Source organism: Pseudomonas sp. RC10-4-2 (genome assembly GCF_050433085.1).
GTDB lineage: Bacteria > Pseudomonadota > Gammaproteobacteria > Pseudomonadales > Pseudomonadaceae > Pseudomonas > Pseudomonas aeruginosa.
Genome location: NZ_JBNPXX010000008.1, coordinates 244,781 through 266,238 on the forward strand (window position 1 = coordinate 244,781; position 21,458 = coordinate 266,238).

26 protein-coding genes are annotated in these 21,458 nt (G+C 67.4%); 13 read left to right on the plus strand and 13 right to left on the minus strand.

Annotated elements, in window-relative coordinates:
* The first annotated feature begins 61 nt into the window (after window positions 1–61).
* A complete protein-coding gene (locus tag FHW81_RS28910) occupies window positions 62–1,366 on the plus strand; it encodes a ferredoxin reductase family protein (protein WP_015649725.1) in 1,305 nt (434 codons plus the stop codon).
* Window positions 1,367–1,421: 55 nt separating this feature from the next.
* Here the strand turns inward: FHW81_RS28910 and metK are convergent, their stop codons facing one another.
* Window positions 1,422–2,612 carry a methionine adenosyltransferase gene (gene metK, locus FHW81_RS28915; protein ID WP_003084948.1) on the minus strand — a complete coding sequence of 397 codons (1,191 nt, stop codon included), beginning with the start codon at window positions 2,610–2,612 and terminating at the stop codon, window positions 1,422–1,424.
* Between the two features lie 15 nt (window positions 2,613–2,627).
* Window positions 2,628–3,629: an ArsR/SmtB family transcription factor gene (locus tag FHW81_RS28920; RefSeq protein WP_003113231.1), complete on the minus strand. Its 1,002-nt coding sequence runs from the start codon at window positions 3,627–3,629 to the stop codon at window positions 2,628–2,630.
* Between the two features lie 246 nt (window positions 3,630–3,875).
* Between FHW81_RS28920 and tkt the strand changes: the two genes are divergently transcribed.
* Together tkt and FHW81_RS28930 are read left to right on the plus strand one after the other, a co-directional pair.
* A complete protein-coding gene (tkt, locus tag FHW81_RS28925) occupies window positions 3,876–5,873 on the plus strand; it encodes a transketolase (protein ID WP_106120511.1) in 1,998 nt (665 codons plus the stop codon).
* Window positions 5,873–6,937: a hypothetical protein gene (locus FHW81_RS28930; RefSeq protein WP_003101600.1), complete on the plus strand. Its 1,065-nt coding sequence runs from the start codon at window positions 5,873–5,875 to the stop codon at window positions 6,935–6,937. The genes tkt and FHW81_RS28930 overlap by 1 nt, the downstream gene beginning before the upstream one ends.
* Here FHW81_RS28930 and otnI read toward each other — a convergent pair.
* Window positions 6,918–7,715: a 2-oxo-tetronate isomerase gene (gene otnI, locus FHW81_RS28935; RefSeq protein WP_003113230.1), complete on the minus strand. Its 798-nt coding sequence runs from the start codon at window positions 7,713–7,715 to the stop codon at window positions 6,918–6,920. The two genes, FHW81_RS28930 and otnI, sit on opposite strands and share 20 nt — an antisense overlap.
* Before the next feature lie 214 nt (window positions 7,716–7,929).
* Here otnI and epd point away from each other — a divergent pair, with 214 nt between their 5' ends.
* The 6 genes from epd (at window position 7,930) to FHW81_RS28965 (ending at window position 12,666) form a co-directional block, all read left to right on the plus strand.
* On the plus strand, window positions 7,930–8,991 hold the full coding sequence (gene epd, locus FHW81_RS28940) for an erythrose-4-phosphate dehydrogenase (protein ID WP_003084958.1): 1,062 nt from the start codon (window positions 7,930–7,932) through the stop codon (window positions 8,989–8,991).
* Between the two features lie 5 nt (window positions 8,992–8,996).
* Window positions 8,997–10,160 carry a phosphoglycerate kinase gene (locus FHW81_RS28945; RefSeq protein WP_003101603.1) on the plus strand — a complete coding sequence of 388 codons (1,164 nt, stop codon included), beginning with the start codon at window positions 8,997–8,999 and terminating at the stop codon, window positions 10,158–10,160.
* A gap of 72 nt (window positions 10,161–10,232) precedes the next feature.
* On the plus strand, window positions 10,233–10,433 hold the full coding sequence (locus tag FHW81_RS28950; protein WP_003084961.1) for a hypothetical protein: 201 nt from the start codon (window positions 10,233–10,235) through the stop codon (window positions 10,431–10,433).
* 159 nt (window positions 10,434–10,592) lie between these two features.
* Window positions 10,593–10,934 carry an MliC family protein gene (locus FHW81_RS28955; protein ID WP_003113229.1) on the plus strand — a complete coding sequence of 114 codons (342 nt, stop codon included), beginning with the start codon at window positions 10,593–10,595 and terminating at the stop codon, window positions 10,932–10,934.
* A gap of 119 nt (window positions 10,935–11,053) precedes the next feature.
* Window positions 11,054–12,118, plus strand: a complete 1,065-nt coding sequence (gene fba / locus FHW81_RS28960; RefSeq protein WP_003084964.1) for a class II fructose-bisphosphate aldolase — start codon at window positions 11,054–11,056, stop codon at window positions 12,116–12,118.
* 65 nt (window positions 12,119–12,183) lie between these two features.
* The gene (locus tag FHW81_RS28965; RefSeq protein ID WP_003113228.1) at window positions 12,184–12,666 is read left to right on the plus strand and encodes a hypothetical protein; all 483 of its coding nucleotides are present in this window, start codon (window positions 12,184–12,186) and stop codon (window positions 12,664–12,666) included.
* A 1-nt stretch (window position 12,667) separates the two neighbouring features.
* Here the strand turns inward: FHW81_RS28965 and FHW81_RS28970 are convergent, their stop codons facing one another.
* Window positions 12,668–13,093, minus strand: a complete 426-nt coding sequence (locus FHW81_RS28970) for a YybH family protein (RefSeq protein WP_003101606.1) — start codon at window positions 13,091–13,093, stop codon at window positions 12,668–12,670.
* A 229-nt stretch (window positions 13,094–13,322) separates the two neighbouring features.
* Between FHW81_RS28970 and FHW81_RS28975 the strand changes: the two genes are divergently transcribed.
* Complete coding sequence (locus FHW81_RS28975) at window positions 13,323–14,090, plus strand: class I SAM-dependent methyltransferase (RefSeq protein WP_003101607.1); 768 nt, start codon at window positions 13,323–13,325, stop codon at window positions 14,088–14,090.
* Here the strand turns inward: FHW81_RS28975 and FHW81_RS28980 are convergent.
* Complete coding sequence (locus FHW81_RS28980; protein WP_023104670.1) at window positions 14,087–15,265, minus strand: NAD(P)/FAD-dependent oxidoreductase; 1,179 nt, start codon at window positions 15,263–15,265, stop codon at window positions 14,087–14,089. The genes FHW81_RS28975 and FHW81_RS28980 overlap by 4 nt on opposite strands.
* Before the next feature lie 112 nt (window positions 15,266–15,377).
* On the opposite strand from FHW81_RS28980, the gene FHW81_RS28985 reads away from it, so the two are divergent.
* Window positions 15,378–15,866, plus strand: a complete 489-nt coding sequence (locus FHW81_RS28985; RefSeq protein ID WP_023086824.1) for a M48 metallopeptidase family protein — start codon at window positions 15,378–15,380, stop codon at window positions 15,864–15,866.
* 7 nt (window positions 15,867–15,873) lie between these two features.
* On the opposite strand, the gene FHW81_RS28990 is transcribed toward FHW81_RS28985, so the two are convergent.
* From FHW81_RS28990 to FHW81_RS29000, 3 genes are all read right to left on the minus strand, one after another.
* Complete coding sequence (locus tag FHW81_RS28990) at window positions 15,874–16,569, minus strand: HAD family hydrolase (protein ID WP_003459362.1); 696 nt, start codon at window positions 16,567–16,569, stop codon at window positions 15,874–15,876.
* Window positions 16,570–16,697: 128 nt separating this feature from the next.
* Window positions 16,698–17,051: a DUF805 domain-containing protein gene (locus FHW81_RS28995; protein WP_003084974.1), complete on the minus strand. Its 354-nt coding sequence runs from the start codon at window positions 17,049–17,051 to the stop codon at window positions 16,698–16,700.
* 177 nt (window positions 17,052–17,228) lie between these two features.
* Complete coding sequence (locus tag FHW81_RS29000) at window positions 17,229–18,140, minus strand: AraC family transcriptional regulator (RefSeq protein ID WP_003113225.1); 912 nt, start codon at window positions 18,138–18,140, stop codon at window positions 17,229–17,231.
* A 117-nt stretch (window positions 18,141–18,257) separates the two neighbouring features.
* On the opposite strand from FHW81_RS29000, the gene FHW81_RS29005 reads away from it, so the two are divergent.
* Entirely contained in the window at window positions 18,258–18,596 is a 339-nt protein-coding gene (locus tag FHW81_RS29005; protein ID WP_003084980.1) for a carboxymuconolactone decarboxylase family protein, read from the plus strand.
* Here FHW81_RS29005 and FHW81_RS29010 read toward each other — a convergent pair.
* Window positions 18,586–19,101 carry a hypothetical protein gene (locus tag FHW81_RS29010; RefSeq protein ID WP_106120510.1) on the minus strand — a complete coding sequence of 172 codons (516 nt, stop codon included), beginning with the start codon at window positions 19,099–19,101 and terminating at the stop codon, window positions 18,586–18,588. The two genes, FHW81_RS29005 and FHW81_RS29010, sit on opposite strands and share 11 nt — an antisense overlap.
* Before the next feature lie 187 nt (window positions 19,102–19,288).
* Here FHW81_RS29010 and FHW81_RS29015 point away from each other — a divergent pair, with 187 nt between their 5' ends.
* Entirely contained in the window at window positions 19,289–19,447 is a 159-nt protein-coding gene (locus tag FHW81_RS29015) for a YqaE/Pmp3 family membrane protein (RefSeq protein WP_003084988.1), read from the plus strand.
* A 9-nt stretch (window positions 19,448–19,456) separates the two neighbouring features.
* Here FHW81_RS29015 and FHW81_RS29020 read toward each other — a convergent pair whose 3' ends face one another.
* The 4 genes from FHW81_RS29020 to FHW81_RS29035 are packed head-to-tail and all read right to left on the minus strand — an operon-like array spanning window position 19,457 to window position 21,366.
* On the minus strand, window positions 19,457–19,915 hold the full coding sequence (locus tag FHW81_RS29020; RefSeq protein WP_003084991.1) for a DUF6985 domain-containing protein: 459 nt from the start codon (window positions 19,913–19,915) through the stop codon (window positions 19,457–19,459).
* 15 nt (window positions 19,916–19,930) lie between these two features.
* Window positions 19,931–20,401, minus strand: a complete 471-nt coding sequence (locus FHW81_RS29025; protein ID WP_003099612.1) for a hypothetical protein — start codon at window positions 20,399–20,401, stop codon at window positions 19,931–19,933.
* A 13-nt stretch (window positions 20,402–20,414) separates the two neighbouring features.
* Window positions 20,415–20,762, minus strand: coding sequence for an SMI1/KNR4 family protein (locus FHW81_RS29030; protein ID WP_003113222.1), 348 nt, complete (start codon window positions 20,760–20,762; stop codon window positions 20,415–20,417).
* Window positions 20,752–21,366 (minus strand): DMP19 family protein, encoded by a 615-nt coding sequence (locus tag FHW81_RS29035; RefSeq protein WP_023105711.1) that lies wholly within the window; start codon window positions 21,364–21,366, stop codon window positions 20,752–20,754. The genes FHW81_RS29030 and FHW81_RS29035 overlap by 11 nt, the downstream gene beginning before the upstream one ends.
* Window positions 21,367–21,458 lie beyond the last annotated feature (92 nt).

A 21,458-nucleotide genomic window follows, 5' to 3' on the forward strand; every position in this document is an offset into this window, starting at 1 on the left:
TAAGACTGGACGCGCAGGGTTCATTCCAGCGATTCGCGCGTTCTGTCGGGGAGTGGTGCCAATGAAACTGTTATGGGGAGTTCTCGCCGCCGCGCTGGCGGCCTGGGGCCTGACGCTGGCCGTCGATCCGCCGGCGAGCCTGGACATCTGGGTGGTGCGCAAGCAGGCGATCCTGCTTACCGGGGTAGTGTCCTTCGCCCTGATGACGTTGATCATGCTGCTGGCGGTGCGTCCGGTCTGGCTGGAGAAGCCGCTGGACGGGCTCGACCGCATGTACCGCCTGCACAAGTGGGCGGGCATCCTGGCCATCGTCCTCGGCCTGTTGCACTACCTGCTGGAGTTGGCCGGCCCCTGGCTGGCGGGTATCGTCGGCAAACCGGTGAAAGGCCCGCGGGTGGAAACCTTCCTCGATGTCTTCCGTGGCTCGGCCAAGGAGTTGGGTGAATGGTCGGCGTGGATTCTCGGCGGGATGCTGCTGGTCACTCTCTGGCAGCGCTTCCCGTATCACCTCTGGCGTTATGTGCACAAGGCGTTGGCCCTGGTCTACCTGGTACTGGCCTTCCATTCCGTGGTGCTCGCCCCGGCCAGCTACTGGAGCCAGCCGGCCGGTTGGCTGGTGGCGGCCTGCGCACTGCTCGGTTCGGCCTGCGCACTGTTGTCTCTGAGCGGGCGGATCGGTCGCACGCGTCGCCATGCGGGCGTGGTCACCGCCGTCGAGCGGCACGGCGAAAGCCTGCTCGAGGTGACCTGCCGGCTGCAGGGCGACTGGTCGCACAGGGCCGGGCAGTTCGCCTTTCTCACCTGCGACCGCCTGGAGGGTGCCCATCCGTTCACCATCGCCAGCGCCGACCGCGGCTGCGGCGAGGTGCGCTTCAGCATCAAGGCGTTGGGCGACTACACCCGGCGCCTGCAGGACAACCTGGAGGTCGGCGCCAGGGTCGAGGTGGAGGGGCCATACGGCTGCTTCGACTTCCGCCGTGGCCTGGCCGGGCGGCAGGTCTGGGTCGCCGCCGGGATCGGCGTGACGCCGTTCATCGCCTGGCTGGAGTCGCTGCAGGCCGCGCCGGAAAGCGCGCCATCGGTGGAGCTGCACTATTGCGTGCGCAATTCCCAGGAAGCGCTGTTCGCCGGGCGCTTGCGCGAGCTTTGCGAACACCTGCCCAGCGTGACCCTGCACATCCGCTATAGCGACGAGCAGGGCAAGCCGCAGGCGGCGCAACTGGGCGTGCTGAAGAGCGCCGAAGGACGCTGGCCGAGCGTCTGGTTCTGCGGTCCGCAGGGGCTGGCCGACAGCCTGCGCCGCGATCTGCGCCGGCAGGGCATGCCGCTGCGGCTGTTCCACCAGGAAGCCTTCCGCATGCGCTGAGCCTGCCGGAAACGAAAAAGCCCCGCCGAAGCGGGGCTTTTTATCGCGCGGTCGCTCAGAGGCCGGCGGCGTCGCGCAGGAGAGCGGCCTTGTCGGTCTTCTCCCAGGTGAACGCGGTGAAGGTATCGCCGTCCACGGTCAGCTCGAACGGATGACGACCGAAGTGGCCGTAGGCCGCGGTCGGCTGGTACATCGGGTGGAGCAGGTCGAGCATCTTGGTGATCGCGTACGGGCGCAGGTCGAAGTGCTCGCGGACCAGTTGCACGATCTTCTCGTCGCTGACCTTGCCGGTGCCGAAGGTGTTGATCGAGATCGAGGTCGGCTGGGCCACGCCGATGGCGTAGGAAACCTGGATCTCGCAACGCTCGGCGAGGCCGGCGGCGACGATGTTCTTCGCCACGTAGCGGCCGGCGTAGGCGGCGGAGCGGTCGACCTTGGACGGGTCCTTGCCGGAGAACGCGCCGCCGCCGTGGCGGGCCATGCCGCCGTAGGAGTCGACGATGATCTTGCGTCCGGTCAGGCCGCAGTCGCCGACCGGGCCGCCGATCACGAAGTTGCCGGTCGGGTTGATGTGGAACTGGGTGTCCTTGTGCAGCAGCTCGGCCGGCAGCACCTGCTTGATGATCAGCTCCATCACGCCGTCGCGCAGGTCGTTATAGGAGACTTCCGGGTTGTGCTGGGTGGACAGCACCACCGCATCGATGCCGACCACCTTGCCGCCTTCGTAGCGGCAGGTCACCTGGGACTTGGCGTCCGGGCGCAGCCATGGCAGCAGGCCGGACTTGCGCGCCTCGGCCTGGCGCTCGACCAGGCGGTGGGAGAAGCAGATCGGCGCCGGCATCAGCACGTCGGTCTCGTTGCTGGCGTAGCCGAACATCAGGCCCTGGTCGCCGGCGCCCTGGTCTTCCGGTTTGGCCCGGTCGACGCCCTGGTTGATGTCCACCGACTGCTTGCCGATGATGTTCAGCACGCCGCAGGTGGCACCATCGAAGCCGACGTCGGAGCTGTCGTAGCCGATGTCGATGATGACCTTGCGCACCAGCTCTTCCAGGTCGACCCAGGCGGAGGTGGTGACTTCACCGGCGATGATCGCCACGCCGGTCTTGACCAGGGTTTCGCATGCCACGCGAGCGTACTTGTCCTTGGCGATGATGGCGTCCAGCACCGCGTCGGAGATCTGGTCCGCGATCTTGTCCGGATGGCCTTCGGACACGGACTCGGAGGTGAAAACGGAATATTCGCTCATCAATCGGTTCCTACATTACCGGTGGGTGAGGCGGCTTTCGGATGCATCCCTGGCGAAGTGCCGGACCTGGATCTGGAAGCCATTGCGTAAACCAATGTAAAGACTCTCGCCGGGCGTGAGCCCTGCGGCGTCGGCCCACTGGGCCAGGTCCTCCTGTTCGAAACCCAACCAGAGGTCGCCGCAGGCCTCCCTGGCCCAGCCCTGGTTGTGCCGGCACAAGTCCGTCACCAGCAGGCTGCCGCCCGGATGGACCAGGCGGGCCAACTGTTTCAGCGCCTCCGCCGGCGCGGCGAAGTGGTGCAGGACCATGTTCAGCACCACGCAATCGGCCGGTTCGGCGGCGTCCTGCAGGGCATCGGCCAATTCCAGGCGGACGTTGCCCAATCCTTCTTCCTTGCAGCGCTGGCGCGCCAGTTCCAGCATCGCCGCGCTGTTGTCCAGCGCCGTGACCTGGCGGAAACGCCTGGCGAGTTCCGGCAGGAATCCGCCGTCCCCCGGGCCGACCTCCAGCGCCGTGGCGCCGGGGGCGAAGGCCAGTGCGTCGAGCAAGGCCAACACGCTCTCACGGTATTGCGGCAGTCCTGCGATCAGGTCCTGCTGGGCCTGGAACTTGTCCGCCGCGCGGGCGAAGAAGTCCTGGCTGACCGCCGCGCGCTGGGCGTGCACGGCATCGATCCGCGCCCGCACGTCGTCGGGTAGCGCCCGTTCGTCCACTTCCTCCAGCAGCGCCGCGTGCAGCGCGCCGCCGGTGCGTTCGGCCAGGGGCAGCGAACGTCGGTAGAAGATCGCGTTGCCCTCGCGGCGCGTCGCCACCAGCCCGGCCTGGGCCAGCACCTTGAGGTGGTGGCTCATGCCCGACTGGCCGATGGCGAAGATCTGCGCCAGCTCCAGCACGCCGAACGAATCGTTGGCCAGGGCGCGCAACACATTCAGTCGCAGCGAGTCGCCAGCCGCCTTGCACAGCGCGGCGAGCGGGTCGTAGTCGTCTGGTCGTATCGAAGGCACGCGAAGGCTCATGGAGGCGCAGTCTAGTACCGGGTCCGAACCCCGGCAATGCCTGTATCAAAAATTTTTGATATTGATGACGGGTGGCCGTCGCGCAATTGCAATCCGGCTGCGCCAGGCTTCTGGCAAAACCGGTCGGCAGCGACATACTGTCCCCCTGCCGATCTGTCATTGCCCCTTGGGCCTTCGGTGGGCGAAAATGGCGCCCTTTTTTTCACTCCTGGTCTTCCGACCAGCAACCCCCGTAGGAGAATTGCGATGCCCAGCCGTCGTGAGCGAGCCAATGCCATCCGTGCACTGAGCATGGATGCCGTGCAGAAAGCCAACAGCGGCCACCCGGGCGCCCCGATGGGCATGGCCGATATCGCCGAGGTCCTCTGGCGCGACTACATGCAGCACAACCCGAGCAACCCGCAGTGGGCCAACCGCGACCGCTTCGTGCTGTCCAACGGCCACGGCTCGATGCTGATCTACTCCCTGCTGCACCTCACCGGGTACGACCTCGGCATCGAGGACCTGAAGAACTTCCGCCAGCTCAACTCGCGCACCCCGGGCCACCCGGAGTACGGCTACACCGCCGGCGTCGAGACCACCACCGGTCCGCTCGGCCAGGGCATCGCCAATGCGGTGGGCATGGCGCTGGCGGAGAAGGTCCTGGCCGCCCAGTTCAACCGCGACGGCCACGCGGTGGTCGACCACTACACCTACGCCTTCCTCGGCGACGGCTGCATGATGGAAGGCATTTCCCATGAGGTCGCCTCGCTGGCCGGCACCCTGCGCCTGAACAAGCTGATCGCCTTCTACGACGACAACGGCATTTCCATCGACGGCGAGGTCCACGGCTGGTTCACCGACGACACCCCGAAGCGCTTCGAGGCCTATGGCTGGCAAGTGATCCGCAACGTCGACGGGCATGACGCCGACGAAATCAAGACCGCCATCGATACCGCGCGCAAGAGCGACCAGCCGACCCTGATCTGCTGCAAGACCGTGATCGGTTTCGGCTCGCCGAACAAGCAGGGCAAGGAAGAGTGCCACGGCGCGCCGCTGGGCGCCGACGAGATCGCCGCGACCCGCGCCGCGCTGGGCTGGGAGCACGCTCCGTTCGAGATCCCGGCGCAGATCTACGCCGAGTGGGACGCCAAGGAAACCGGCGCCGCCCAGGAAACCGAGTGGAACAAGCGTTTCGCCGCCTACCAGGCTGCCCATCCGGAACTGGCCGCCGAATTGCTGCGCCGCCTGAAGGGCGAGCTGCCGGCCGACTTCGCCGAGAAGGCCGCGGCCTACGTCGCCGATGTTGCCAACAAGGGTGAGACCATCGCCAGCCGCAAGGCCAGCCAGAACGCGCTGAACGCCTTCGGCCCGCTGCTGCCGGAGCTGCTCGGCGGTTCCGCCGACCTGGCCGGCTCCAACCTGACCTTGTGGAAGGGCTGCAAGGGCGTCAGCGCCGACGACGCCGCCGGCAACTACGTGTTCTACGGCGTGCGCGAATTCGGCATGAGCGCGATCATGAATGGCGTCGCCCTGCACGGCGGTTTCATTCCCTACGGTGCGACCTTCCTGATCTTCATGGAATACGCGCGCAACGCCGTGCGCATGTCCGCACTGATGAAGCAGCGCGTGCTCTACGTGTTCACCCACGACTCCATCGGCCTCGGCGAGGACGGCCCGACCCACCAGCCGATCGAACAACTGGCCAGCCTGCGCCTGACCCCGAACCTGGACACCTGGCGCCCGGCCGACGCGGTCGAGTCGGCGGTGGCCTGGAAGCATGCCATCGAGCGCGCCGACGGTCCGTCCGCGCTGATCTTCTCCCGCCAGAACCTGCCGCACCAGGCGCGCGACGTCGCCCAGGTGGCCGACATCGCCCGCGGCGGCTACGTGCTGAAGGACTGCGAAGGCGAGCCGGAACTGATCCTGATCGCCACCGGTTCGGAAGTCGGCCTGGCCGTGCAGGCCTACGACAAGCTCAGCGAGCAGGGCCGCAAGGTCCGCGTGGTATCGATGCCATGCACCAGCGTCTACGAGCAGCAGGACGAGTCCTACAAGCAGTCCGTGCTGCCGGTGGAAGTCGGCGCGCGCATCGCCATCGAGGCCGCCCATGCCGACTACTGGTACAAGTACGTCGGTCTCGACGGGCGCATCATCGGCATGACCAGCTTCGGCGAGTCGGCGCCGGCCCCGGCGCTGTTCGAGCACTTCGGCTTCACCCTGGACAACGTCCTGGCGGTGGCCGAGGAGCTGCTGGAAGACTGATGCACACGCTCTACTGGCGGGACCTCGAAAGCCCCGCCAATGGCGAATGGCTGGGCCTCGCGGTCCAGGTGGAGGGCGCCCATCGGGCGCCCTCTTTCCTTCATCTGCAATCCGGCGGCCAGGCCCGCATTCGCCTGATGCGTGGCGATCAGCCGCTGCTCTGGGCCACCCAGTTGCCGTACCACGATGGCATCTGGCTGGTGAAGAGCCTGGTCGCGGCGAGCCCGGCGCAGGCCAGCGTGCCGCCCATCGACTCGCCGACCCTGGAAGCGTTGCGCGGCCTGCGCGGCGAGGCCCGCTACAAGGCCTGGAGCCGCTATTTCGTCGAGACCCTGCGTACCAGCCCGGGCAGTTGCCTGGAGGCCGGGCGCTGGTTGCTGCGCCTGTCGCTCGCCGAGCAGGTGCCCGCCTGGCAGCCACCGCAGAGCCACGATCCGCGCGAACGGGTGCTGGAACGCTGGCGCTACCGCAGCGTCGGGCGCGACGCACTGTTGCCGGACTGGCGCTTCTACAGCCTGGAGAAGGTCCTCGACGACGACTGGGTGCAGTGGCTCGACTGGTGGGGGCGCGACAACGACGCCCTGATCGCCCTGCGCCGGGTCGAGGATGACGAGGGGCGGGTCAAGTGGTGGCGCAAGAAGGCCCGCGAAGGCGAGCTGCCGCCGGTGCTGGCGCTGCGCCTGAACTGCCTGGATGCCTGCGTGATCCTCGATGGCCACTGCCGGCTGCGCGCCGGCCTGCTGGAGAACGTCGCGCCGGAGATCCTGGTGCTCTGTGCCTACGACGAGCAGCCGATGCCGGTGGATACGGCGCAGCGCGAACGGGTGCTGCAATCGCTGGCGCAGCGGGTCGACGCGCCGGTGCGCCGTGGACGCCGGCCGCTGGATAGCGAACAGCTCAACCAGGTGCTGCTGCGCCTGTTCGACGACCGTCCCTGGCCGCGAGTGCTGACCCGTGCCCGCGCGGTGCTGAAGGAAGAACAGTGGTGCGCGGAAGTGCGCGACTGGCTGGCCGCCCGCGAGCGTCTGGACGCGCTGGAGCCGATCATCCGTCGCGTCGAGTAGCGCGCCAGCGCCGCAGCCATTCCAGGCCTGCCGAGGTGTCGCCGCGCGGACGGTACTCGCAGCCGATCCAGCCCTGGTAGCCGAGCCGGTCGAGTAGCTCGAACAGGTAGGGGTAGTTCACTTCGTTGTCGTCATCCGGCTCGTGGCGGTCGGGTACCCCGGCGATCTGGACGTGGCCGATATTGCCGATGTCGCGACGCAGGGTGGTGGCCAGGTCGCCCTCGACGATCTGGCAGTGGTAGCAGTCGAACTGTACCTGCAGGTTGTCCGCGCCGACCTCGCGGCAGATGGCCTGGGCGTCGTCCTGGCGGGTGAGGAAGAAGCCCGGCATGTCGCGGTTGTTGATCGGCTCTATGAGCACCGTCAGCCCGGCACCGGCGGCCTCGCGGGCGGCATGGGCGAGGTTGTCGAGGTAGGTCTCGCGGTGGCGGATGCGGTCGGCGCCGGCCGGCAGCAGTCCGGCCATGACATGGATGTGGCGGTTGCCGAGGACCTGGGCATAGTCGATGGCCTGGGCGATGGCGCGGCGGAATTCGGCCTCGCGCCCCGGCAGGCTGGCCAGGCCGCGCTCGCCCTTGTCCCAGTCGCCGGGTGCGGCATTGAACAGCACCTGGCGCAGGCCGTGGTCGTCCAGCCGGGCCTTCAGTTCGGCCGCAGGGTAGGCATAGGGGAACAGGTACTCCACGCCCTCGAAGCCGTCCGCGGCGGCGGCGGCGAAGCGTTCGAGGAAGTCGTGGCGGGGGTAGAGCATGCTGAGGTTGGCGGCGAAGCGGGGCATCTGGCGCTCCTGGCGGTCGGTGGATGCGGGCGAGCCTTGCACAACGGAACGCGGTCGCGCCAGCCAGGTGTCGCATGAATCGTTTCAGCGCCTGCGCGCGAGCCGTTGCCGCGGCGCACGCCGCGCCGCGCGGGTCGCGGACGGTTCCCAGGCGGGCCCATCCCCCGCATAATTGGCGCCTTTCACTGGCCCCTTGCCGGAGCTATCCCTGCCGATGTCCACCCCGCCTTTTCGCGTCGCGCTCAATGGCTATGGCCGTATCGGCCGCTGCGTCCTGCGCGCGCTGCACGAGCGCCCGGAGCAACTGGGCTTCGAGATCGTCGCGCTGAACGACCTGGCCGACCAGGCCAGCGTCGAGTACCTGACCCGCTTCGACTCCACCCATGGCCGCTTTCCCGGCGAAGTGAAGGTCGACGGCGACTGCCTGCACATCAACGGCGATTGCGTGAAGGTGCTGCGCAGCCCGACTCCGGAGGCCATCGATTGGCAGGCGCTGCGGGTCGACCTGGTGCTGGAGTGCTCCGGCCAGTACACCAACCGCGCCCAGGCCGAGCGTTTCCTCCGCGCCGGCGCGCCGCGGGTGCTGTTCTCGCAGCCGATGGCGAGCGAGGCGGACATCGACGCCACCATCGTCTATGGGGTCAACCAGCAGGACCTCAGCGGCCGCGAAACGCTGGTCTCCAACGCCTCCTGCACGACCAATTGCGGGGTGCCGCTGCTCAAGCTGCTGAACGAGGCGATCGGCCTGGAATACGTGTCGATCACCACCATCCACTCGGCGATGAACGACCAGCCGGTGATCGACGCCTACCACCATGAGGACCTGCGCCGTACCCGTTCGGCGTTCCAGTCGGTGATCCCGGTGTCCACCGGTCTGGCGCGCGGCATCGAACGCCTGTTGCCGGAACTTGCCGGGCGCATCCAGGCCAAAGCCATACGCGTGCCCACGGTGAACGTCTCGGCGCTGGACATCACCCTGCAGACTTCCCGCGACACCTCCGCCGCCGAGATCAACCGGGTGCTTCGCGAGGCTGCCGAAAGCGGCCCGCTGCGCGGACTGCTGGCTTATACCGAGCTGCCGCACGCCAGTTGCGATTTCAACCACGACCCCCATTCGGCCATCGTCGATGGCAGCCAGACCCGCGTTTCCGGGCCTCGCCTGGTCAACTTGCTGGCCTGGTTCGACAACGAATGGGGATTCGCCAACCGTATGCTCGACGTCGCCGGACACTACCTGCGCGCCGCCGTGCCTGATCAACAAGTACCCAAGGACTGATTGTCATGACCGTGTTGAAGATGACTGACCTCGACCTCAAAGGTAAGCGCGTGCTGATCCGCGAGGACCTCAACGTGCCCGTGAAGGACGGCCAGGTGCAGAGCGATGCACGGATCAAGGCCGCCCTGCCGACCCTCAAGCTGGCCCTGGAGAAGGGCGCGGCGGTGATGGTCTGCTCGCACCTGGGCCGACCGACCGAGGGCGAGTTCTCCGCCGAGAACAGCCTGAAGCCGGTGGCCGAGTACCTGTCCAAGGCCCTGGGCCGCGAAGTGCCGCTGCTGGCCGACTACCTCGACGGCGTCGAGGTCAAGGCGGGCGACCTGGTGCTGTTCGAGAACGTGCGCTTCAACAAGGGCGAGAAGAAGAACGCCGACGAGCTGGCGCAGAAGTACGCCGCGCTGTGCGACGTGTTCGTGATGGATGCCTTCGGTACCGCCCACCGCGCCGAGGGGTCGACCCACGGCGTGGCCAGGTTCGCCAAGGTCGCCGCCGCCGGCCCGCTGCTGGCCGCCGAACTGGACGCGCTGGGCAAGGCGCTGGACAACCCGGCGCGGCCGATGGCGGCGATCGTCGCCGGCTCCAAGGTTTCCACCAAGCTCGACGTGCTGAACAGCCTGGCCGGCATCTGCGACCAGCTGATCGTCGGCGGCGGCATCGCCAACACCTTCCTCGCCGCGGCCGGACACAAGGTCGGCAAGTCGCTGTACGAGGCCGACCTGGTCGAGACCGCCAAGGCCATCGCCGCCAAGGTCAAGGTGCCGCTGCCGGTGGACGTGGTGGTGGCCAAGGAATTCGCCGAGAGCGCCGTGGCGACCGTCAAGGCCATCGCCGAGGTCGCCGACGACGACATGATCCTCGACATCGGCCCGCAGACCGCCGCGCAGTTCGCCGAGCTGCTGAAGACCTCGAAGACCATCCTGTGGAACGGTCCGGTCGGGGTGTTCGAGTTCGACCAGTTCGGCGAGGGCACCCGTACCCTGGCCAATGCCATCGCCGATAGCGCGGCGTTCTCCATCGCCGGCGGCGGCGATACCCTGGCGGCGATCGACAAGTACGGCATCGCCGAGCGGATCTCCTATATTTCCACCGGTGGCGGCGCGTTCCTCGAGTTCGTCGAGGGCAAGGTCCTGCCGGCCGTGGAAATCCTGGAGCAGCGCGCCAAGGGCTGACGCAGACGGGGCAAACCATTCGCCGTCCTCGGGGGTCACACCTTTGAGGACGACGAAAAAAGGAGGTGCCCCATGCGTTCCGTAACCTTGCCACTCCTGATGTTCTGCCTGGGCCTGGCCGCCTGTAGCGGCGATGGCGGTCGACGCCCGAGCACCTGCGAGGTGATCAGTCCGCCGGACGTGATGGTGCCGACCGAGCAGAACCGCCAGCGGGTCGAGCAGCAGAGCAGCGGCGATCCGACCGCCGGACAAAAGCCGGTGGAATGCCCGTAGTGCTTTTCTGCCAGTTTCTACGGAAAGGGCTGGGGATTCGCCAGCGTACGCAGTAGCATTGCGCCTTTCCTGTGACAGGCAAGGCCAGCCGGCCGCCGCGCGGGCCGCTTGCGGCCCGGCGAGGTGCGGCGGAGCGTTCCGCACGGATGGAGGATGGACATGAACTACTCGCGTATCGCCCTGTTCGGCGGCTTCGCCGCCGCGGCGCTGCTGGCCGGCTGCTCCGCTTCCTCCGGCAAGCCGGGCGGCAAGGACTGGACCCGCTGGACCTGCGACAGCAAGGCGGTGATCGAATGGCGCTATATCGACGGCAGCAAGAACATCGTCGACCTGCGCCTGAAGGACGAGGACGACGTGGTCCACCACTTGGAGCAGGAACCTGCGGCCGTCGGCGCTTTCTATAGCGACGGACGCCTGGGCTTCCACCTGGAGAACGACGAAGGCCTGGTGTACTGGGTCGAAACCGACGACCTCATCGGTCGCGGTTGCAAGGCGCGCTGAGTCGCGCCGGCAGGGGCGCGGCGCCGCGACCGCTCCTCGCAAGGAACTTGAACCGGGCCTGCCCCTGCGGCAGGCTTCTGAATCACTGAACGACCCCGCGATTGGGAGATACGAGAACCATGGCACTCATCAGCATGCGCCAGATGCTGGATCACGCCGCCGAATTCGGCTACGGCGTGCCGGCCTTCAACGTCAACAACCTCGAGCAGATGCGCGCCATCATGGAAGCGGCCGACAAGACCGATTCGCCCGTGATCGTCCAGGCTTCCGCCGGTGCTCGCAAATACGCCGGCGCGCCCTTCCTGCGCCACCTGATCCTCGCCGCGATCGAAGAATTCCCGCACATCCCGGTGGTCATGCACCAGGATCACGGCACCAGCCCCGACGTCTGCCAGCGTTCCATCCAGCTGGGCTTCAGCTCGGTGATGATGGACGGCTCCCTGCGTGAAGACGGCAAGACCCCTGCCGACTACGACTACAACGTCCGCGTGACCCAGCAGACCGTGGCGTTCGCCCATGCCTGCGGCGTGTCCGTGGAAGGCGAGCTGGGCTGCCTGGGTTCCCTGGAAACCGGCATGGCCGGCGAGGAAGACGGCGTCGGCGCGGAAGGCGTGCTGGACCACAGCCAGTTGCTGACCGATCCGGAAGAAGCCGCCGACTTCGTGAAGAAGACCAAGGTCGACGCCCTGGCCATCGCCATCGGCACCAGCCACGGCGCCTACAAGTTCACCAAGCCGCCGACCGGGGACACCCTGTCGATCCAGCGCATCAAGGAAATCCACGCGCGCATCCCGGACACCCACCTGGTGATGCACGGCTCTTCCTCGGTACCGCAGGACTGGCTGGCGATCATCAACGAGTACGGCGGCGAGATCAAAGAGACCTACGGCGTGCCGGTCGAGGAAATCGTCGAGGGCATCAAGTACGGCGTGCGCAAGGTGAACATCGACACCGACCTGCGCCTGGCCTCCACCGGTGCCATCCGCCGCTTCCTGGCGCAGAACCCGAGCGAGTTCGACCCGCGCAAGTACTTCTCCAAGACCGTCGAGGCCATGCGCGACATCTGCATCGCTCGCTACGAAGCCTTCGGCACCGCCGGCAACGCTTCCAAGATCAAGCCGATCTCCCTGGAAGGCATGTTCCAGCGCTACGCTCGCGGCGAGCTGGATCCGAAGGTCAACTAAGCGCCTTCGTTCGAACGGGAGCCCCGCTGGTCGGGGCTCTTGCACATCCGCCCCGGGGAAATCCGATGCGCCGCTGGCTCCTGACCCTGCCGTTCCTGCTGCTGGCCGGTTGCGCTGGCCTGCACGCGCCGTCCCGCGACGTCGAGGAGGCCGCGTCGCCGAGCGTAGCGCGCGATCCCGCCGACCCGCAGGATTGCCTGGCGCGCAGCGACTGCACCACCAAGACTTCGCGCACCCTGCTGTTCGTCTTCGACTATGCAGAGGCCGGCGGCGAACTGGTGGTGCGCGACGGCCGCCAACTGGAAACCCCGCCGGCGCCGCAACGCTCCACCTGGCCGGCGTTGCGCATCCAACTGGCCGAGCCGGTCAACGGTCGCTTCGAGTTCGAGAGCCCCTGCCTGCGCAAGAGCGGCAAGGGTTGCCGCTACAGCCAGGCTATGCTGCTGAAGGTCTACCGCAGCTACCTGGTCGGCAAGCCTTGCTCGCTGCTCAGCCCTCGCGCAGTGAAACGCTGCGTCGACCCGGCGGCGACCGCCGCGCGGCGCTGAGTCAGGGCTGCAGGTCGAACAGCGCCTTGCCGTCCATGTCGAACGGCGCCGAGAAATGCTCGTGGATCACCTTCCAGCCGTCGCCGTGCTTGCGGTAGCCGGCGCTGACCCGCATCCACGAGGAGTGCGGCTGGCCGTCTGGGCCGGTGCCGCCGCAGTGGCAGAGGTAGTGGGCGAAGGCGACCTGCGGGTCGGCATGGATCTGCAGTTCGGCGATATCGAAGGTCATCGGTCCTTTGCACATCTCGGTGCAGGCCTGCCAGTGCTTCTGGTAGGCGTCGCGCCCCTTGAATTGCAATTGCAGGATGGCGTCGAAGGCGACGATGTCCTCCGCGTAGTACGAGACGATGCGCGGAACGTCGCTGGCGCGGACGGCGGCTCGCCAGTCTTCGATCAATTGGCGGATGGCGCTGACTTCGCTGCTCATGGCTGACTCCTGGTTGTGGCGGGGGACGCCGGCGTGTGCCGGGATGCTTTTACCCTGGTCGTCGGGTGGGCCTTCGGATCGACAATAGCCTCTTCCCCGAGAGGTCCACGAAGCCCCTGACCAATGGCTGCGAGCCACGCCGCGCAAGGCTTTGAACCGTTCGTCTGGAATTCGGAGGAAAACCGCTGTGCTATACCTCGGGCTTTCCCTGCCGCCCAGGAGGTCCCTCATGTCGTCCGTACACAGCGCCGCCCAGCAAGGTTTCAGCGCCGAGGCCCAGCGTTACGCCCAGGGCCGGCCCGAGTACCCGGAAGCGCTCTCCGACTGGCTGCGCGATGCCCTTGGCCTGCGTCCGCAGACCGTCGCGGTGGACCTCGGCGCCGGCACCGGCAAGTTCACCCGCCTGCTGGCCCGTACCGGCGCGCGAGTGGTCGCGGTGGAACCGGTGGATGCGATGCGCGCCCAGCTCGCCGAGGCCTTGCCGCAGGTCCAGGCGCTGGCCGGTAGCGCCCAGTCGATTCCGCTGGCCAACGGCTTCGCCGACGCCCTGGTGTGCGCACAGGCCTTCCATTGGTTCGCCACCGTGGAGGCGCTGGAGGAAATGCGCCGCGTGCTGACGGCGGAAGGCAGGCTGGGGCTGGTGTGGAACGTGCGTGACGAGTCGCTGGATTGGGTCGCCGAGATTACCCGCATCATCACCCCCTACGAAGGCGATGCGCCGCGTTTCTACAAGGGCGACTGGCGTCGGCCGTTCGAGCGCGCGCCCTTCGGACCGCTGCGCTTGTCCACCTTCGCCTACGAGCATGTCGGCCCGCCGGAGCAGGTGATCGTCTCGCGCTTCCTTTCGGTGAGCTTCATCGCCGCCTTGCCGGAGACGGAAAAGAACGCCGTGGCGGCGCAATTGCGCGAGCTGGTCGCCAGCCATCCGGCGCTCAAGGGGAGGGAGCAGGTAGCGCTGCCCTATCGCACCGAGGCCTATCTGGCCGAGGCGCGCTAGGCGTACTGCCCCGCCGCATAACCCGAGGCCCAGGCCCACTGGAAGTTGAAGCCGCCGAGGTGGCCGCTGACGTCCAGTACTTCGCCGACGAAATACAGCCCCGGCGAGCGCTGCGACTCCATGGTCTTCGACGACACTTCGTCGGTGCTCACCCCGCCCAGGGTCACTTCCGCGGTGCGGTAGCCCTCGGTGCCCGAGGGCGTGACCCGCCAGGCCGAAAGCTGCCCGGCGATACCCGCCAGTTCGGTCGGGGTGTACTGCTTCATCGGCTTGGAGACGAACCAGCGGTCGGCCAGCAGTCCGGCGAGCTTCTTGGTGAGCAGCTCGGCGAGCAGGGTCTTCAGCTCGCTGTTGGGACGCTCGCGCTGTTGCTGCGCCAGCCATTCGCTGGCGTCGTGGTCCGGCAGCAGGTCGATTTCCAGGGTATCGCCCGGTTGCCAGTAGGAGGAAATCTGCAACATCGCCGGGCCGCTGAGGCCGCGATGGGTGAACAGCAGGTTCTCGCGGAACACTTGGCCGTTGCAGCTCACCCGGCAATCCACGGAGGTGCCGGAAAGCTCGGCGCACAGCTCCTTCAACTGGTCGGTGATGGTGAACGGCACCAGCCCGGCGCGGGTCGGCAGCACCTCGTGGCCGAACTGGCGCGCCACCTGGTAGCCGAAACCGCTGGCGCCGAGGGTCGGGATCGACAGGCCGCCGCTGGCGATCACCAGCGACTCGCAGCGCATCTCGCCGGCGCTGGTACGCAGGCGGTAGCCGTCGTCGTCGCGGGCGATCTCTTCGATCGAGGTGTCCAGCAGGATTTCCGCTCCGGCCTCGGCGCATTCGCGCAGCAGCATCTCGAGGATGTCGCTGGACTTGTTGTCGCAGAACAGCTGGCCGAGTTTCTTCTCGTGGTACGGCACCTGGTGCTTGGCCACCAGGCCGATGAAGTCCCACTGGGTGTAGCGGGCCAGCGCCGACTTGCAGAAGTGCGGATTGCGCGAAAGGAAGTTGGCCGGCTCGGTGTACAGGTTGGTGAAATTGCAGCGCCCGCCGCCGGACATGAGGATCTTCTTGCCGGCCTTGTTGGCGTGGTCGAGCACCCGCACGCGGCGCCCGCGTCCGGCCGCCGTCATCGCACACATCAGCCCGGCCGCCCCGGCGCCAACGATCAGCACATCTGTACTTGCCACTGTCCCACTCCGCTCATCGGAAACGGCGCGCATCTTACCCGAAGCGGCGGTCGGCCGCCGGAGCTCCCGACGCGGTACACTGGGCGTTTTCCGCGAACCGCCGGACCCGTGCATGATCCCCCTCAAGTACCTCCAGGTCTATCCCGCATCGCTGCAGGACCAGGTCCGCCAGCTGATCGCCGAGAACCGCCTGGGCGAGTACCTCGAGCGCCGCTACCCGGGGCGTCACGATGTGCAGAGCGACAAGGCGCTGTACGCCTACACCATGAACCTCAAGCAGGAACACCTGCGCAACGCGCCGGGCCTGGACAAGGTGCTCTACGACAACAAGCTCGACGTGGTCCAGCGCGCCCTCGGCCTGCACACCGCGATCTCGCGGGTGCAGGGCGGCAAGCTCAAGGCGAAGAAGGAAATCCGCGTGGCTTCCCTGTTCAAGGACGCCGCCCCGGAGTTCCTGCGGATGATCGTCGTCCACGAACTCGCCCACCTGAAGGAAAGCGAGCACAACAAGGCGTTCTACCAGCTCTGCCAGTACATGCTGCCGGACTATCACCAGCTGGAGTTCGACCTGCGGGTGTACCTGACCTGGAAGAGTCTCTGACGCCCGGTTACGGCGTTCCCAGCGCCACTCGGCTCTCGCGGCGCAGGCGCGCCACGGTCTCCGGCAGTTCGCGCATGTGCTCGACGATGGCGATGGCGCCCAGCTCGCGCAGTACCTGGGCGTGCCCGGCGGGAATGTGCCCGGCGCCAACGAAGCCGATCACCCGCATCCCCGCGGCGAGGGCGGCGCGGGTGCCGGTGCTGCTGTCTTCCACCACCAGGCAACGCTCGGGGGCGACGCCGAGCAGGCTGGCGGCGTGCAGGTAGACGTCGGGTGCGGGCTTGGGCAGGGCGACCATATCGGCGCTGGCCAGGCGTTCGCCGATCAGTTCGCTGAGCCCGGCGCGCGCCAGCGAGCGCTCCAGGCTGTGGCGGCGGCTGTTGGAGGCCACCGCGACGGGCAGGTCCAGGGCCAGCAGCGCCTCGCGTGCGCCGGGAATGGGTTGGACCTGGGCGACCATCTCCTCGCTGCGCTGGCGCACCTCGCGGTTGAAGCTGTCGGGGATGCGCAGGCCGAAGTGCTTCTCGACGCGATCGAGGATGTCGCGGCTGGTCAGGCCGAAGGTGCCTTCCAGCAGGCGCTGCAGCTCCTCCAGCGGCGCGTAGGCGCTGAGCGCCTCGTACATCACGCGCTCGGCGATGACCTCGCTGTCGACCAGGACGCCGTCGCAGTCGGAAATCAGTGCGTCGATGGGGTGGGGCATGGGCTACCTCGCTGCGGGCGTTGGCGCAGGGCGCCGGAGTGGGAGCGAGGCATTCTAACCCCGGTCAGGGGCGGGAAGGGAAACAGGGAGAGGGAGAACGCCGGGCCGTGCGGCCCGGCGGGAAGGAATCAGGCGATGCCCTTCGGGTTCTGGCCGTACTGGTTCTGGCCGGCGTCGCTGTCCTTGGCCAGCAGGTAGATCAGGTACAGGCCGACGATCGGGATCAGCGCGATCAGCATCCACCAGCCGCTCTTGTTGATGTCGTGCAGACGCCGGGCGGTGACGCCCAGGGCCGGCAGCAGCACGGCGAGCGAGTAGAGATTGGCGATCGGCAGGAGCTTTTCACTGATCAGGCCGAGCACGACGCTCAGCGCGACGGAGATGATGATGTTCACCAGGGTGAACATCCAGTATTCCTTGCGACGGGCACGCCCGTTGAAGTCGAAGTAGTGTTCCTTCACGCATTTCAGAAACCATTCCATGTTTGCCTCCTGGGCGTACTGGTAAAGCGGGAGAGTGGGTGCCGCGACAAGTACCCCCGCGCCTCCTTGCCGGGAAAGCACAGTGTAGCCGTACTGTCAGTGAATTCGTACAGGATGTTGCGAAAATCATTCACATTGCATAGCAGCGGATCGCCGAAATGTGCGCCGGTAGCGCTTTCAGCGAGCGGAGTCGGCCTGGCGGCGGAAACGGCCCGGCGATTCGCCGAAGGCCTGGCGGAAATTGCGGGAAAACGCCGCCTCCGACTGGTAGCCGGTCTCGGCGGCGATATCCAGCAGGCTCTTCTGCGTTTGTCGCAGCAGGCCGCGGGCCTTTTCCATGCGGATGCGGGTCAGCAGGTTCCACGGCGAGGTCCCGCCGAGGGCGGAGAAGGCGCGGACGAAACTGGCCCGCGACATCGCCGCCTGCTGGGCAAGCTGTTCCAGGGTCCAGGCATGCTCCGGGCGTTCCAGCATGGCCCGCAGGGCTCGTCCCAGGCGGGCGTCGCCCAGCAGGCCGAACAGGCCGTCGCCCAGCGGTTGGCGGTCCAGGTAGGCGCGCAGGGCCAGGGCGAACAGCGCGGTGGCCAGCGCGTCGATGATCGAGCGGGCGCCGCTGCGGGTGCTCTCGGCTTCCTCGCGCATCAACCCGATCAGCGCGCGCAGGGGCTGCTGGGTCGACTCGTCCATATGCACCAGCAGGCGCTCGGGTAGCGCGCCGAACAGGCTGGCACCGGCGTGATAGCGGTAGCTGCCGCAAAGCATGTCGAGGGCCTCGCCGGGGCCGTTCAACTGGTACAGCGGGATGCTGCCGCGGTGCTCTACGGTGGGTTCGCAGGGTTGCGCCGGGCTGTCGCTGCGCAGGAGGTGCGGGGTGCCGCGTGGCAACAGGATCAGGTCGCCGGGATGCAGGTCGAGGCGACCGCCATCGAGGAATTCGCAATAGCAGGTGCCGGCCATGACGATATGGAAGGTCGCCTCGCCGGGCACCGCTTGCGGGTGCTCCAGCGCCCAGCTGCCCTGTAGCTGGCAGCGCTGGTCGAGGCGGCCCTGCAGGTTGGCGAGCTGGATGAGCCGGTCGAGTGGGTCCATGGGATGAGCCGATCAGGTCGAAAGTAGAGACGCATGGGCAGGCGGCGCGGTCCAGACTGGTCGAGACTGGTAACCCGACGCGCCACTCCCGGCGCGAAAGCAACGGAGAATATCACCATGCTGAACAACTGGACCGAGTTCGTCCCCGCCGTGAAAAAAGCCTTCGGTGCCCTGGGCAAGCAACACCCGAAGATGCTCGCCGCCTATGGCGCGCTGGAGGAAGCCAGCGCCGAGGGCGCCCTGGATGCCAAGACCCGCGAACTGATCTCCATCGCCGTGGCCATTACCACCCGTTGCGACGGTTGCATCGGCGTGCACACCGAGGCCGCGCTGAAGGCCGGCGCCAGCGAGGCGGAAATCGCCCAGACCCTGGCTACCGCCATCTCCCTGAATGCCGGCGCCGCCTATGTCTATTCGCTGCGCGCGCTGGAAGCCTACGACCAGTTCAAAAAGTGAGGCCGTACAGGCGCTGCAGGTAGAACAGCAACCCCAGCCAGGCCACCAGGGCCAGCCAGCCCAGCCCCAGCAGGCCCTTGCGCAGCAGCGTCGAGGGCCTGCCATGGAGCAGGTCGACCAGGCTCAGCATGCCACCGAGCAACAGCAGGCCGAGCAGCGCCTGGGTGTACTGGGCGAAACTCGGCGACAACGCCTCGTCGCCGTGGGCGGCATAGTTGTACAGGTTCCAGGCGCAGATCAGCGTCGCCGGCAGCAGCGCCAGCAGCGCGCCGAGCCAGCGCCCGCGGACATGCAGGAGGAAGGCCGCGAGCAGGCCGACCAGCCCGGTACCCAGCGGTAGCAGCGCCAGGCCCTGGCTGAGGTAGACCAGGTCGACGCCGTCGGCGAGCGCCATCGGGGTGACGAAACGGTAGCTGCCGCTGGCGCAGAGCAGCACCGAAAGCAGCAACAGGGCGTAGCCCGGCAGGTACGGCCAGAAGGCGGGACGCGGGGGCAGGTCGGACATGGATGTTCCTTGCGGGTTGTCCGCTCGCATGAGCGTAGGCTCAAGCGTACCGCTGCGCGTGACAGGCGGCGAGTACCGTTGCGGTTGAACCCTCCGCGAATGGCGGGAGTCAGTCATAGGGTGACGCGAAAAAACGCCGGCTCACGCGCCGGACACCGTATCGACCCTGGACCAAGGAGTTCCGTTCATGGACCTGATCCGCATCCTCATCGCCATCCTCCTGCCGCCGCTGGGCGTGTTCCTGCAAGTCGGCTTCGGCGGCGCCTTCTGGCTGAACATCCTGCTCACCCTGCTCGGCTACATCCCGGGCATCGTCCACGCGGTGTACATCATCGCCAAGCGTTGAGGCCCCTGCTCAGGCGTAGTTCCATGGTTCCTTCACGGTGAAGTCCCGCCACGGGTCTTCGCCGTGGAAGGGGCCGACATAGAGCACCTCGCCGCCCCGGACGATCCATTCCATACCGTGTTCGCGGTCCCATTCGCAGTTCAGCGACAGGTGGATCACCGCTTCGTCGCCCTGTTCCGGGTCGGGCACGATCAGCTCGCCCGGCTCGATCCGTTCCAGCACCCCGCGCGCCGGCGCGACTTCCTCCGCAGACTCGCCCAGCCGCTCCAGGCGCGCGGCGCGGTAGCGCAGGCTGGCGGCACAAAGCCGCTCGACCACGGCGTCATCCAGTTCGTCGAGGGCTCGGGCGCAGCGCCAGGCGTAGGCGTCGTCGGCCTCGTTCTCGATGAACAGGCTGATGTAGCGCCGGTACAGGCGCCAATACACTTCGCCCATGTTCGCATCGTCCAGGTTGCGGATCAGTTCCATGCGTGGTCTCCCTGTTCAGCAGCGTTCGGTGAGGGCGATGCCACGGCCGTCGCCGAAGCCATCGTGTACGTGCAGCCACAGCGGGATCGGCCAGGCCCAGCCGCCGGCCTTCCACCAGCACTCGGCGAACCAGGCTTGCAGCGTATCGGCGAGCAGATCGACGCCGCCGAAGCCGTCGGCGAAATAGGCTTCGTCGAAATCCGGGGCATGTCCCAGGCCGAGCGCCAGGTCCAGCGCCTTGCCGGGAAACAGGCGCGGGTCGCTGGCGTCCACCCGGTTGCTGGCGCCATTCAGGTACAACCACGCTTCCGCTGCGTCGCGTCCGTCCTCGCCGAGGAACAGTTGGATCTCGCCGTCGCGCAGTCCTTCCTCCAGGGGTTGCCGGAGCAGCTCGCGCAGGCGCTGGATCACGCCCGGCGCGGCGCGTTGCAGGTCGCGGCGGTAGCGCTCGCGGAATTGTTCGGGGCTGAGGCCGAAAGGAATCATGGGCGTTTCTCCGTCATTCGGGCAGGCAGGGCCCGGCTTCCAGCCAGGCCTCCAGGCTGGGTGCCAGGGGTTCGAAGCAGTCCGGCGTCATCGCGCCATGGTCGACCAGGAACAGCGCCTGCCGGTGATCGTCCAGGGCCATCACCACGGCGCGGCCGCCGCTGTCGTCGCCTATGGCCAGGTAGCCGGGGCAGTAGAGAGAGGTTTCGAAGGCCCGGTTGCGTTCCAGCAACTCGTCGGCGGCGTAGAGCAGCAGGCCCGGCTCGACGAGGCGGCCGCCGTGCTGCTCCAGAGCGGCGACGAAGGCAGCCGGCAGCGGTCGTCCGAGCCAGGCCTCTAGGGCATCCAATTCAGGCTTCATCGGGCTCGTCCAGGGCGAACAATGCATGGTGGCGGGCATGGGCCAGCAGGCGTTCGCCCAGCGCGTCGGCCAGGGCGTAGAAGCGCGTGTCCAGCGCATCCAGGGCCGCTTCGCAGTCGCGGTCGGGTTCATCGGCCCAGGTCGGCATGCGCAATTGGCGTTCGGCCTGGGAGACTGGCACCGGACCGTCGCCGAACAGCAGGGCGGCGGCTCGCTCCAGCAGGGCCAGGGCGTCCTCCGCCTCCAATTCGCGAAGACCCGCGCGCGCCGCCTGGTACTGGTCGCCGGAGGAGTTGCCGAAGTACTGGTCGAAGCCGCCGTTGTGCACTTCGCCGCTGAGCACGCTCACTGCGTAGTAGCTCCGTTCGGCCGGCGACAGCCCGGCGAATCCCTCGCGGCCATCGTAGACGCGATTCACCAGCGCGCTCCAGTACAGCGCCTGCGGACTCGCCAGGTAGCGCCGTCGCTCCGTGTGGAAACGCTTGCCATCCTCGATGTTCTGCCGGTAGCCGCCCTTGCAGGGAATGCACAGTCCGTCGTTCCTCGCCGCCGTGGTCGGGAGAATGAGATGGCCGCAGGCGCGGCAGGGAAGGCGGTCGGTCATGAGCGGTCCTTGCTGGTGGAAGGGGCTCATTATTGCGCAGGATCGTTCAGCTTGAACGACAGTTTGGCTTGCCAGCCTGGCACGGCATTGCC